Here is a 12,690-nt window from a genome sequence, read left to right on the forward strand (position 1 = left end):
ATAATACATAATGAAAGACTCTGTAACCCCATTTATCTGATCGAAAAAAATACTTCAAATAGATCAATATTGTTGCAGGGTACATCATTAGCATATACAACAATGAGATTAATGTATGATTCGGCAGTAGTTCTGGAAATAATGTTTCATGGTAAATCCATAAAGCTTGATTATAAGCTAAAAAATTATGTAGAAGGTCACATAAAATAAGAAAAAGAATGGTGGGATAATACTTTTTCCAATTCCTCCAATCCCCAAAGCGCCACGCTGCAAAAAAATACAAAAGATTATAGACAATATGCATAGGGTTATCATTTCCTTTTAGAATTTATTTTATTTTTTACTTAGAAAAAATAAAATATGTGCAGCGATTTAATATCTAGCGATGGACAAACAGTCAGGGAAATGTTTGAAAGTTAGTGTATGGGGGATAAGATGTACATATGGAAAAATACAGGAGAGTAGTTATGTCAAATTTAATCTCTAGTTCGTTAAAGCAACCGTATCTTTTTCGTTATGGTTTTATTATCCTGTTCTTTATTAGTACCGTCTTAAATTACATCCTTCTACTGAATAATAGTAACTTTTTCATCCTATATATTTTTACTGTCATATTATTAGGAATTGGCTTTTATCATAAATCTATTTTCTTTCTAGCCTTTTTTACGATGTTAGTGGTTTTAAGCAGATTTTTTCTAATCCCTGATTTAGATACAAATGTAATTACATTACTCATATATTCGCTCACCTACCTTTTAATTACATTTATCTCAGCTTCTCTAATGAGGTATGCTCAAAAAGTAAAACATTCCTATATTGAATTAACATCAGCATTAGCCAATGCTTTAGATTCTAGGGATGCCTATACTTGGCATCACTCTGAAAATGTATCAAAGTACTCATTAAAAATAGCTAAAAAAATGAATTTACCTAATGACATATGCGATAATATACGGGTAGGAAGTTTACTACATGATATTGGAAAAATCGGCATACCAGAAAATATATTAACAAAACCAGGGAAGTTAACTGTTGAAGAATATGACTTAATTAAATCACATCCTAAGATTGGTTATGATATGATCAAACATGTCTCAAGCTTTCATAAGTCTGGTGTATTAGACATTGTTTTATATCATCATGAAAGATTTGATGGGAGAGGATACCCTAATGGATTGGTAGGACATGATATACCTTTAGTTGCTCGAATTGTTGCCATAGCAGACACTTTCGATGCAATGACTTCTAAGAGAATTTATAGAAAAGATTTTGACATAAATCATACACTCGCTGAGATTCAAAAAAATAAGGGCACTCAATTTGACCCTGAAATTGTTGAAATTTTTCTTAGTACATTTAAGAATTAAATGGCAATCAAAGTGTGGAATTCCAAAATCGTTTTTAATTAAAAAAAATCCAAAGCATCCTAACTATTTGATCCTTTGGATTTTTTCCATTTGATGTTTTGACAGGAATACACTTAAGCATCTAAACATCTACAAACTCTTAATCAAATCCGACATTTCATCTAATGTGATTCGGTGTTTTGTTTAATAAAAGAAAGTAGACGACTCTCAACCCGTGTAGCTGTAATCCATAAATCAGGTTGAATCCCAACTAATTCTTTGTGTAATAAGTCCGGATTATAATTAAAAAAGGTCGGAGTAAACATATCAACTTGTGTATTAGGAAGTCTCCACATTAAGGAATTGCCACTGATAATAGCCCCGCGTGTATTTACCCCCAGTACGGTTGTATTGTTTGCTAATTTTAATTTGGCAACTAAATGTTCAGCAGCGGAAGCTGTATTATTATCTACTAGAATAAAAATATGTGTTTGATTATCATATATTTTTTTCTGTGAATTTGAATCTATTTCCCATTGTGGGATTTCAAAATTTTCAATTGAGTTAATTCGGAATAAATCTGTAAAATCATCCTCAAATGTTTGTGTTGAAATACCTGTTCTTGATTGATAAAAGTCAATGGTGTCTTTAATAAAAGCCTTACTTGTATTTGAAAATAAATGAATCGATTGTGAGCTCCAATTGACACGCTGGCCAAATAGCTCATCTACCCATCTATCTACTAGAATCATGCTTCCTCCTTCGTTTCCTCTTAAATCAAGTACAAAATAAGGCTCCTCTTTTAAAAGTGTAGCGGTGTTGATCATGTCATAATAATCGTAATCTGCTCCTTCATAGACAAACATACTTCTTAACTGTAACCAAGGAACTCCATCCTTTTCAGTAATGGCAAAGGCATTACCAAATTGATGTCTCGGAATTTCTTTTGGCATAGGTTCTAGGGTAATCATTTCAGTGTGTAGAGAATCCTCTTGTTTAAGCGTTATTTCCCACTCCCTTTCCTCGATACTTAAAGGATTTGAAAATATTGCTGGAATTGATACAATATTTCCATCATCATCTAAAGAGTATTTCAAATAATATTTAATATCGTCATCCCCGTTTATCTCGAATAATTGAATACGATCATTTCCTGCTAATATATATTCCCCGTGTGCATTTTCATGAAATTGAACACGTTCTGAAAAGTATAGGATGTGTTCAGATTCGTTTATCGGTGTATAGTCTAGATGGAAATGATTATCTATGACAAAGCCATAGTGTTCTTTCAATAAATCAATAAATTGTTTTGAACTTAATTCGGATTCTTCATCTCTTATATAAACTGAGTTAATAACACCCTCCTTGGCTTTTTCAAATGCTTCATCGCCACCCATATATTCATATAGTGCGTACATATGCTTTAAAGTAACATGTAACACCTCAACATCCTCAATAATCTTTTCTCTCGTTAAATATGGTGTTCTCATATGACTATTTGTTAATGAGCTCAACTTTTCTTCACTTAACTCATCGTCCTTACTTTTAGAATAATCATATAAATGGTCTGGCATCTCCTGAAAAGAATGTTCAGTATAAAATCGATTGTTTTCTGCGATAACAGCTAAGGATTTCAATGCTTCCTCTTCTAAATTAAGTGTTTTGTTAGTAGTGCAACCAGATAATAAAAGGAATGAGATCCCTATAATACAAAATAAATTCCTCAAATCATCACCTCAATTAGGTTAGTACATTCTATATAAGTACAATACGCTTATCTACTTTATTGGTTTCAATAGAATTTAACTGGAATATTATTTCTCCACCCAACAAATAGGCAAGAATGGTAAAATAGGAAATGGGTTACTAAAGTTAGCTTTAAGGTGGTGTTTTAAGTGTCTGGTTTTGGATTAGGGTTTATTTTATATCTTCTAGTAATTGGTTTTATCATTTATTTTTTAATTAGCATCCTACGATTTATGCGCGCAAAGAATCATAATGATATTCTGCTACTTAAAAAATTAGATGAAATATCCAATAAAATGGATAATATTGAACAAAAATAATGGGGGTTAAGATTCAACTCGTATAAATTGTTTATACGCATGAGTTCTATTAAATTAATAATACTTTCACCTTAAAAACACAGGGGGTGTCCCAAAAGGTCTGATTTTGACCTTTTGGGACACCCCCTTGCAGTTTCACTTCAATTCATATGAAATCTATTAACTTTATAAATTTATTTCTTAGATAAATAGTATCTTGCATTAGCAAAAAATAATGTACCAAAGAAAAATAAAATAACCAAAACCCAGCTTACAATTGCTGAATACTCACCTTTGAAAATAAACTCACTTGTCAAATTAACAACGATCATTGTAGCCATAACAATATACATACTTATTAAAAATTTCATAGCACTACTTCAGCCCTTATTGTCATTATTCCACTCCTCTAACTTTAATTTTAACATTATTTGCCTTTTATTTCATTATAGTAAATAAGAAATCATTTTCTATCGTTTTATAACAATCTATTAGTAAAGTTTTTGTATAGAAATTGATTTTAGATGAGCGCTATATATTTAGCGGCCATGATTGATATAGCCCTAGGACAAATAGAACATATAGGAATCTTTCTTACATAGGTAAAAAAGCTAATAAAATTCGATCTTAAGTTCGTATGGGTAATTTTTCCTAATCTCACTTCGGGTTGATTTTACTGCAATGTTTTTAGGAAGAACTCTCGAATAATATACTTTTTTTATGATTAACTTCAGTGCTTGATTTAACTCTTCAGGATGGTTTTTGGATTCTTCAATTGTCTTTATTTTTGAAAGTGTCCCTTCCAACTGCTCGTGCATGTCTTCACTCTTCCTATTGTTGACTTCAGTCAATAAATTTTCATGTTGTTCCTTAAGGTATGCTAGGTTATCCATCAATTCTTGTCTCTTCTCTTTTAACTCAGCATGTGTAAAAATACCTGTTAGCGCTAAATCGATAAGATGGCACTTCTTCTCTTCAACTTTTTTTATCTCCTCTTCAATTCTTTTTAATCGGTCCTTATGCCCCTCCTCGGTTATTAAGTCTTCTTGAGTATTTAATGATTCTAACGTCTGTTTTAGTTTCACCCTATACTTTTTAAGATGGAGCATCACGTTTCTCTCGACATGCTCAAGTTTAACTCCAGCATTGCTGCATTTTTCTCCTCTGTCATTTACATACTCACACTTTTTGATCGTAAACAATTTTAATTTATTATCTTTTCGGATCGTCATCTTTTTTCCGCATTCATTGCAATAAATTAAATCTTTTAACATCGTTACCCCCGTCTTTAACGCAGGTTTTTCACGGAAAAATGCGGACGCTTCTGCCCGTACTTCACGGTTTTTATTAACTTCATCCCAAATTTCTTCTTTCACAATTGGAGGATGAGCATGCTTACAGACAATTCTTTCCATAATCTCATAGACAAACTTGCCATCTTTTTTTATTTTTTTCGGTCAGTAAATACAGTCCACCCTTTATATACTGGGTTTTGAATGATCCGTTTAATAGAAGGTAAATTAAAGGGTCTTCCTGTAGACGATTTATAACCTTCCGCATTTAACATTTCTCGAATTTTAAAACTACCTAACCCTTGCGAATGAAGTGTAAAAATATAGCGGACCGTTTTTGCTTCTTCTTCATTAATCTCAAGTTTTTTCGTTGTTGAATTCCTAACGTAACCAAAAGGAGCGCTACCTGAAATATGGAACCCTGCTCTAGCCATTTGTATTTTGTTGTATTTTGATCGTTTCCCTATAAGTGCGTGTTCCTGAGAGGCAATAAGGGATCCAAATCGAAAAGTGAGGACATCATTGTCATTATTCGCTAAATCGTATATCTTATCTGGTGTTATAATCGGCTTATCATAATCTTTACAGAATTGGAGTACTGTTTCAGAAATTAATCCATTTCTCGAAAGGCGAGATAATTCAACAACGAGGATCGCATCAAATTGTTCTAGCTCATTTAATAACTTCTGCAATTGAGGCCTTTGTTCAAGTTCAGAAGCACCTCCAGATAGAACTTCTTCGTACGCTTTATACGAATAACCATTCTTGTTGGCGAAGTCGGTAAGTAGCCTTCGGTGATTGGAAAGGGTTTCGAAATTTTCAGACTTTTTTTCCTGTGATATACGAAGATACATTGCAACGTATTTGAAATCCTTTAATAAAGCCATATACGGTTCATCCTTTCTATTACAATCATTTCAAACAGTAAAGTAATAGATTAAAAGAATGTACTTACAATAAGAAATTATGTGGGTACACTGTATCCAGACGTATGACCACGTAATCCTTCAATAATCTCAAGGCCTTTTGAAATAGGTGCTCTGAAATGCCCTATTCCTTCTGATAAATCACACTGATAAATATAATATGGACGAACTCGAATTTTCACTAAATCATAGTTCAGTTTTTTCATTATTGGTAAACTATCATTTATCCCTGCTAAAATCACAGCTTGATTTCCAACCGGGACCCCACTGTTGACAAGCATTTCACAAGCTCTTTTTGATTCTTCCGTTATTTCAATTGACGTATTAAAATGCGTATTTAACCAAACTGGATGATATTTTTTAAAATGTTGCACAAATTTTCAGTAATTCGTTGAGGGAATACGACTGGCGCGCGTGTTCCGATTCGGATTATTTCTACATGTGGAATTTCGCGTAGGTTCTTTAATATATATTCAAGAATCTTGTCATTAATTAACAATCCATCTCCACCTGATAGAAGAACATCTCGTACTTTTGGAGTGTTGCGTATATAATTAATGGCATCGTCTAATTGCTTTTTAGGCACTCCCATTCCAATTTGACCTGAAAAACGTCGCCGTGTACAGTAGCGGCAATACATTGAACATTGGTTTGTTACAAGAAATAATACACGATCAGGATACCGATGCGTTAATCCTGGTACGGGAGAGTCCTCGTCTTCTTCAAGCGGATCCTCTAAATCATATTTCGTTTTGTTAATTTCTTTTCCAATTGGAACAGATTGCATCCGGATCGGACATCTTGAATCATCTGGATTCATGAGTGAAGCATAATATGGTGTAATATTTAATGGGATCGTCTTCGTTGATATTTTGACCCCTTCTTCTTCTTCAGGTGTTAAATTTATCACTTTTTTTAAATCATCAAGCGTACGAATCGTATTCGTTAATTGCCAGATCCAATCATCCCACTGTTCTTGTGTAACATCCTTCCAAATTTCAATGTCTTTCCAATGACGACTTGGCGTATACAAATCCATTTTCATTCTAGTCCCTCCTAAATGATCGGCTCACTTCTTTCCATGCAATTCTTATGCCAAACTTTTGGTTACTCACAACACCGCTATTAGAAGAACTCTTATCATATATGTATTTAAAACAACCAAGAAAACGCCAATATTTAGTCAAAGAAAAGATAAATGTCCTTTTTCTGCCCCTTTTATTAACTGCCGAAAAGTAAGCATATAATGCAAAAATTCGGCACCCGTTAAAAATTGGCGTTGATGATCTTTAATGCCTCTATTGTATAATTTCAACTACATTTCAAATATTATAATAGACGTCTTTATCGGAGGGAATAAAATGACTAATGATCACATTAATCTAACGTCTTCTGAAATAGCTTCTCTATGGACTATGTATATGAATGAAACGATGTTAATTTGTATACTTGGTTTTATGATGAATAATATAGAAGACCAAGAAATTCATCCTATAGTTGAACATGCTCTTAATATCTCTTTAAACCATGAAGATAAATTAACAACACTTTTCCGTCAAGAAGGGTTTGCTGTTCCAAATGGGTTTACTAAAGAAGACGTTAATCTTAATGCAGCAAGTCTTTATACAGATACCTTTTGTTTAACCTATATTAACCATATGTCTAAAGCTGCTATGTTAGAGTACAGCGGCTTTTTAGCGTTGAGTGTAAGAAAAGATATAAGAGACCTCTTTACAAACGCTCTATCAGAAATAATAACATTATTTAATCTGACTTCAACTACAGCTGTAGAAAAAGGGTTATCTGTACGTGCACCATATATCCCTTTACCAAAGAAGCAAGATTATATTGATAAGAAGAATTACCTTAGTGGACTGAATCCATTTACCAAACATCGACCTGTTAACGCCATTGAAATCTCCCATTTATTTATGAATATCCAGACAAACCTAATCGGACTGAAACTTTGTTTAAGCTTTGCTCAGACATCTCCTACAAAAGAGGTGCAAAAATTTATGCTAAAAGGAAAAGAGATTTCTGAAAAGCATATAAAAATTTTCTCAGATACACTGATCTCTGATGATATTCAAAGCCCTATCGGCTCCGATGTTTGTATTAGTAATTCTACAACACCTGTCTTTTCAGACAAACTTACGATGTTTCATATGTCTTTATTAAGTGCGACTGGAATAGGGAATTATGCGACCGCAGCTGCGGCAAGCCAAAGAAATGACTTAGTTCTAAACTATGAACGATTATCATTTGAAATAGGACAATTTGCTAAAACGGGTGCCGATATTATGATCAAAAATAATTGGTTAGAACAACCTCCAGGTACAGTTGATAGGGAGAACTTGGCTTTTCATAAAAATAACCATTTATCGTGAAAAGGCGATCCTGTAACTAATACAGGATCGCTTTTCTACAATTACCAGCTCAATTCAATAACTACTGCATTCATTCAATTAAATCGTTTAATTGAGAATTGAGATATATCTACATCATTTTTGCCCGAAATAATTAAATTACTTAATGCTTGTCCGACAGCACTACTAAATTTAAAGCCATGCCCTGAGAATCCAGCTGCAATAGCAACGTTGGAATAGTTAGGATGTAAATCGATTATAAATTTCTCATCAGGTGTACGTGTATACATACATGTTTTCCCGTAATTTAATTGCAGAACATTAGGGATATATTCATTTAAAAATTGGACTAAATCTCCTTTATCAGTTTCCTTTTCACCAAACGCTAACAAGCGTACATCAGGATTTATTGAATCCCCACCATCATGCCGCCCAACCTTTACTCCTGCGCCATCTATACTTGGAAAGCCATAATAAATACCTTGAGAAGTCTCAAAGGCAAAAGCTGGAAACGTATTTTGATGATGTAACTTTTCATCAGCCTGAAACCAAGCAAATGACTTTCTTACAGGAGTAAGAGGAAGCTCTAAACCTAACATAGAAGCCAATTCCCCAGACCAAGCTCCTGCAGCAACAACCAAAGCCTCAGAATGATAGGAGTTGTCATCGGTTTTAATCTTTACTTTCCCATTAGATATTGAAACACTTTTCACTCTGCTATTTGTTAGAATAGTAGCACCATAATACTCAGCAAGTTCTTGGTATGTTTGAATACTTTCCTCACACTTTAACACTCCCGACGTCGGTTCAAAGCAACCAACATAGTTGCTAGGTAAAGAAAAGCCCGGCCAACGATCCTTTACTTCCTTTGCATTCATTATCTCCACCGGCAACGAATACGTTTTTGAACTCTTGATTATATTTTGAATAAAATCGGATGTTTCTTCCCCAACATTGATGACACCTGTGCGCAAAAATAATTGCTTACGTGAGCGTTTCTCCAAATCACTCCATAACTCTTTAGCTCTAAGGATAAATGGTACGTACTCTTCACCTTCACCATAGGCATAGCGAATAATTCTCGTCTCCCCGTGATGACTCCCTTTATTATGGGGGGGGCAAAAGAGTCTAATAATAACGTTTTTTTTCCACTTCTTGATAGATAATAACCAGCAGCCATTCCCATTGATCCAGCACCAATGACAATTACATCATAAATCATGAACCCAGTCCTCCGTACATTTGTTCTAGTCTTATGCTTTCTATTATTTAGATCATAATTTATTGCTATTTTAATAGCAATTATAAACAACTGTGCTCATAAAAAAACAGATAAGAAGGTAGGTTCATGAACGAACCTACCTTCTTTCACAACTGATTAAAATGATTAACCACTTCCATCAGGTGATGAACCCGCTGGTAGAATCATCCCCCCACCTTCTGAATAGTATTCAGGAACTTCTCCTTGAATATTTATTAAACCTACAGGAATCGTTGTCTTTACCGCTTCCTCTCTTGTTGCAAAGGGAATAACAATCTTCGCATCAACAATTACATCAAAATTTACGGATAAGGTCGTATTATTAATCCCCGTATTGATGACCTCCCAATTTAGATCCGTCTTCACATCCCCAATTGCAGAAAAGCGGACAGGAATCTTTGGTCCTAACTGAGCAAGTAGTGCATTATTCGTTGCTTGACCTAATGGGATGTTATAGATGAGCCCGCCATCATTTGTTGAAATGGGCTCACTTTCTGCGTCAATTGATATATCAAAAGCTTCCCCTCTTTCAATCGCTTTTAAATGCCTTTCTACCCGTAAGGTGGCTTCAGATAATATTCGATTGTATATTTGCGTATTAAATTGTATGATATTTTCACTATTTGTAATGAATAATTCATCTTGGTTAAGATCAGATGCGATTTTCTTTGAAACAGCGTCATTAATAGCTCTTGTCGCTATGACCTTCGTTTCCGTTGTTGCAATCTCCATAAGTGTTGGACGAATCCCCTTTTCAATAATCCATAGGCCTTGTACGGTTAAAGCAACAAAGATAACAAAAGATAGAAGCAAAACATATCGAAATGGCAGCGGACCTTTCCGAGGTCGGGGCCTACTTCTTCTTGGTGCTCTCATGCTGAAAACCCCCTTCGCCACAATTATATGCAGCAAAGGCGACAGTTTGACCTATTATTTTGTTCAAGCACAATGTTAGTTTGCATTTTTTTAAAGAATGTCCGGAAAAATCACACGTTATTAAAATAAATCTAAAACGTTACTCTTTACTCTTCATCTCGGATAGGTATTCCTTCCATTTCTTTATTATTTTCAGGTATAAGACGGTATAAACGAACCGTAAGTAAGCCACTTTTATAAGCGGCATCGATTTTATCTTTACGAACTGAGTAAGGTAATTGGATAATCCTTTTATAAGGTCCGTGATGAAATTCCTGCTGAATAACCTGAAACCCATTATACTCCAGAGAATTAGACCCACTCACTTCTAATGTGCTCCCATTTACAGACAAGTGAATATCCCCTACTTTTTTTATTCCTGGAAGAAAAACATTACAAATTAATTCATGACCGGCTTGATAAAGGTTAACCCTAGGCTGAGAATGATTCCCATTAAAGAGATTGTTAAAATTATCCCAAAATTCACCTTGAAATTGACTTTTAAATGGATTATTCCATTCATTAAAGTTCAACTAGCTTCACCGCCTTTATAAGAGATATCCCTTATGAGGTTAGACATTTCCCCCAACGTTTTGATCAGCAACATCAGGATCAAGCGTATTATTTAAACTAAAGCCATTATTAGTGATAACAAAGTCTCCTGTAATAAAACTTCCTGAGCCTGATACAGTTTTGCCTGATGATTTTGGTGATATATTAACAGCATCACCGAAATTAATAACGCCTTCGTTTGAATTAATTTTAAACGGTCCTCCTACAATTGAGGGCATAACAAACATCCTTTTCATTAATAGTTTTAATTGCCACTACCTTAATCACTGGTATCCTCTAGAGTTCTTGCTAACTGCCTAACGTTCTTAACTCTAGAATCAGATTCAATACATGTGGTTGAACCTATATGCATCACACTGGATGCAGCAATTGCGGTTACAGAAATATTGTTCACTTTAATACATGGAGATTCATTGTACCGTACAAAACGAATCGGTTCGTCAAAGGTTGGTTGGGGTAATGGTCTTGTAAAAACTGGATCCTTAAAATGACCTTCATCTCCGTAAAAATATTCTAATTGACGTTGTATGGCCAATGCTTTTGTACGTGGCTTGATCGAATATGAATCTCCTATTTCTAAGATAGAACTAAGGCCAACATTATTTACTTTTATGGCATCTATGAATGACATTCTCTTTAGCAACATAAACGCCCCTATTCCTCTGGTGCAAGTGGTACAAATGGTCCAATAATTAATGATTCTGGCGGCGTATCAAATGCAGAAGATAACGAAACTGTTTCCACATCTCCAACTAAAAAGATAGAAGCACTTGAACAGTCACCCAGTCTAATATTTCCTACGCAAATATCCTTATTTACAACGGTAAAATTCATATTAATAATCGATCTCCTCTCGTGGTAACTTACCAACGAATTCTTCATACGTTCGGTGAATATCAATTTTCACTTTATCAAACGCCATATCCTCTACTTCAGCTAGTTGTTCGGGACTTAAATTATCTGGTTTCATTTGGTTTACATAATGACGAATCCGTTCATCAATTTGTCTTCTAATATCTTCAATGATAAATTGGCGGTACTGGTTATCCATCTTATAGTTTTGACGTTTTTCAATCTCGTAGATCTCTTGATAGCATGACTCATTTAAATAGTCATGTACACGTTGTTGAACATTTTGAAAAATTGGTGGTTGTTCTGCTACGGGCGGAACATTAAATTCATCTTGATGAACAGCAAAGTCCTCAATGGAATCCTCTCCATTTTGAGGAGAAATCCCTATATTTAACGTACCTTCTAACCTTTCGATTTTTAATTGATCAAACTTATATTCTATTTTTTCGATTTTTGAATGTTGATTTTGTTTTAACGTATTCATCTCATCTTGAAGTTCTTTCAATTGTAATTCTAATTGAGTAATTCTTTGATGTTGTGCCTGTATATAGCCATACATGTTCTGGAGATTTTGTATTAAATTTGAATACCCATCGTACACGAAAACCTCCTCCTTTATATGATAAGAAATCAGCTTATGTTGTAGGAGGAATGAGAGGAGCGATTGGTTCCGGTGTTGTTGCTTCTGGTGCCGGTTCCGTGAACCCTCCCGTATTATAAAGGTTGGATAGAGATTTAATCATTCCAGCACTACCAATTTGCAATACAGATGAATTTGAAACCCCCTCTACCTTTAAGAGGTGTATTGAAATGTTTTGGTTAATATGAAAGTTCATACGCTCCTCCTTGCTAAATCACCGATTTGATATTGGAATCATTGAGGTCCTTATCATATGTGTTCGTTTGGCTATGTTTATTACTCACCCTTAGAAAATCACCCGTATTAAACGATCCTGCACCTGCATAAGTCTTTGCAGTACTTGCTGGGGACATGTTTAATACATCGCCAATATTAAATACACCACTGCTTTCAACACTTAGTACTTTTACTGCTCCTACAATTGCGGGCATATGAAACCATCCTTTTTACAGATACTTATACTAAAATATGTTG

At 34.3% G+C, this 12,690-nt stretch carries 15 protein-coding genes and 1 pseudogene; 2 read left to right on the forward strand and 14 right to left on the reverse strand.

Annotation, left to right across the window (positions count from 1 at the left end):
• Positions 1-304: CBO0543 family protein (locus LQ50_RS26510; protein WP_373279195.1), on the reverse strand; the 304-nt coding region annotated here is incomplete at its 3' end.
• A 163-nt stretch (positions 305-467) separates the two neighbouring features.
• Between LQ50_RS26510 and LQ50_RS24315 the strand changes: the two genes are divergently transcribed.
• Positions 468-1,367 carry an HD-GYP domain-containing protein gene (locus LQ50_RS24315; protein ID WP_052144698.1) on the forward strand — a complete coding sequence of 300 codons (900 nt, stop codon included), beginning with the start codon at positions 468-470 and terminating at the stop codon, positions 1,365-1,367.
• Positions 1,368-1,528: 161 nt separating this feature from the next.
• Here LQ50_RS24315 and LQ50_RS10850 read toward each other — a convergent pair whose 3' ends face one another.
• The 4 genes and pseudogenes from LQ50_RS10850 to LQ50_RS10860 all read right to left on the reverse strand — a co-directional run.
• Positions 1,529-3,073 (reverse strand): S41 family peptidase, encoded by a 1,545-nt coding sequence (locus LQ50_RS10850; RefSeq protein WP_152608199.1) that lies wholly within the window; start codon positions 3,071-3,073, stop codon positions 1,529-1,531.
• A gap of 929 nt (positions 3,074-4,002) precedes the next feature.
• Positions 4,003-4,767, reverse strand: a complete 765-nt coding sequence (locus tag LQ50_RS25990) for a recombinase zinc ribbon domain-containing protein (protein WP_237563688.1) — start codon at positions 4,765-4,767, stop codon at positions 4,003-4,005.
• Positions 4,768-4,835: 68 nt separating this feature from the next.
• On the reverse strand, positions 4,836-5,570 hold the full coding sequence (locus LQ50_RS25995; RefSeq protein WP_237563689.1) for a recombinase family protein: 735 nt from the start codon (positions 5,568-5,570) through the stop codon (positions 4,836-4,838).
• Positions 5,571-5,650: 80 nt separating this feature from the next.
• A pseudogene (locus LQ50_RS10860) lies at positions 5,651-6,654 on the reverse strand (KamA family radical SAM protein); the annotation flags it as partial.
• A 316-nt stretch (positions 6,655-6,970) separates the two neighbouring features.
• Here LQ50_RS10860 and LQ50_RS10865 point away from each other — a divergent pair.
• On the forward strand, positions 6,971-7,996 hold the full coding sequence (locus LQ50_RS10865) for a DUF3231 family protein (RefSeq protein ID WP_034629045.1): 1,026 nt from the start codon (positions 6,971-6,973) through the stop codon (positions 7,994-7,996).
• 74 nt (positions 7,997-8,070) lie between these two features.
• Here the strand turns inward: LQ50_RS10865 and solA are convergent, their stop codons facing one another.
• The 9 genes from solA to LQ50_RS10910 all read right to left on the reverse strand — a co-directional run bounded on the left by solA (position 8,071) and on the right by LQ50_RS10910 (position 12,647).
• A complete protein-coding gene (gene solA, locus LQ50_RS10870; protein WP_308417924.1) occupies positions 8,071-9,165 on the reverse strand; it encodes an N-methyl-L-tryptophan oxidase in 1,095 nt (364 codons plus the stop codon).
• A 197-nt stretch (positions 9,166-9,362) separates the two neighbouring features.
• The gene (gene yunB, locus LQ50_RS10875) at positions 9,363-10,112 is read right to left on the reverse strand and encodes a sporulation protein YunB (RefSeq protein ID WP_034629047.1); all 750 of its coding nucleotides are present in this window, start codon (positions 10,110-10,112) and stop codon (positions 9,363-9,365) included.
• A 146-nt stretch (positions 10,113-10,258) separates the two neighbouring features.
• A complete protein-coding gene (locus LQ50_RS10880; RefSeq protein WP_052144699.1) occupies positions 10,259-10,684 on the reverse strand; it encodes an Hsp20/alpha crystallin family protein in 426 nt (141 codons plus the stop codon).
• Between the two features lie 39 nt (positions 10,685-10,723).
• On the reverse strand, positions 10,724-10,942 hold the full coding sequence (locus LQ50_RS10885; protein WP_034629050.1) for a spore germination protein: 219 nt from the start codon (positions 10,940-10,942) through the stop codon (positions 10,724-10,726).
• Positions 10,943-10,983: 41 nt separating this feature from the next.
• A complete protein-coding gene (locus LQ50_RS10890; RefSeq protein ID WP_161784678.1) occupies positions 10,984-11,367 on the reverse strand; it encodes a spore germination protein GerPE in 384 nt (127 codons plus the stop codon).
• An 11-nt stretch (positions 11,368-11,378) separates the two neighbouring features.
• Positions 11,379-11,558, reverse strand: coding sequence for a spore germination protein GerPD (locus LQ50_RS10895; protein WP_034629053.1), 180 nt, complete (start codon positions 11,556-11,558; stop codon positions 11,379-11,381).
• 1 nt (position 11,559) lies between these two features.
• Entirely contained in the window at positions 11,560-12,177 is a 618-nt protein-coding gene (gene gerPC / locus LQ50_RS10900; protein WP_034629054.1) for a spore germination protein GerPC, read from the reverse strand.
• A 34-nt stretch (positions 12,178-12,211) separates the two neighbouring features.
• Positions 12,212-12,412: a spore germination protein GerPB gene (locus LQ50_RS10905; protein ID WP_034629055.1), complete on the reverse strand. Its 201-nt coding sequence runs from the start codon at positions 12,410-12,412 to the stop codon at positions 12,212-12,214.
• 13 nt (positions 12,413-12,425) lie between these two features.
• Positions 12,426-12,647 carry a spore germination protein gene (locus LQ50_RS10910; RefSeq protein WP_034629056.1) on the reverse strand — a complete coding sequence of 74 codons (222 nt, stop codon included), beginning with the start codon at positions 12,645-12,647 and terminating at the stop codon, positions 12,426-12,428.
• Between the last annotated feature and the right edge of the window lie 43 nt (positions 12,648-12,690).

This window comes from Halalkalibacter okhensis, assembly GCF_000787375.1.
In the GTDB taxonomy this organism is placed as follows: domain Bacteria; phylum Bacillota; class Bacilli; order Bacillales; family Bacillaceae_D; genus Halalkalibacter; species Halalkalibacter okhensis.

What these genes read in the sequence shown, in the direction of transcription:
- LQ50_RS24315 (WP_052144698.1), top strand. Translation starts at nt 468, where the DNA reads ATGTCAAATTTAATCTCTAGTTCGTTAAAGCAACCGTATCTTTTTCGT.
- LQ50_RS25995 (WP_237563689.1), bottom strand. Translation starts at nt 5,570, where the DNA reads ATGGCTTTATTAAAGGATTTCAAATACGTTGCAATGTATCTTCGTATA.
- LQ50_RS10865 (WP_034629045.1), top strand. Translation starts at nt 6,971, where the DNA reads ATGACTAATGATCACATTAATCTAACGTCTTCTGAAATAGCTTCTCTA.
- yunB (WP_034629047.1), bottom strand. Translation starts at nt 10,112, where the DNA reads ATGAGAGCACCAAGAAGAAGTAGGCCCCGACCTCGGAAAGGTCCGCTG.
- LQ50_RS10885 (WP_034629050.1), bottom strand. Translation starts at nt 10,942, where the DNA reads ATGCCCTCAATTGTAGGAGGACCGTTTAAAATTAATTCAAACGAAGGC.
- LQ50_RS10895 (WP_034629053.1), bottom strand. Translation starts at nt 11,558, where the DNA reads ATGAATTTTACCGTTGTAAATAAGGATATTTGCGTAGGAAATATTAGA.
- LQ50_RS10905 (WP_034629055.1), bottom strand. Translation starts at nt 12,412, where the DNA reads ATGAACTTTCATATTAACCAAAACATTTCAATACACCTCTTAAAGGTA.
- LQ50_RS10910 (WP_034629056.1), bottom strand. Translation starts at nt 12,647, where the DNA reads ATGCCCGCAATTGTAGGAGCAGTAAAAGTACTAAGTGTTGAAAGCAGT.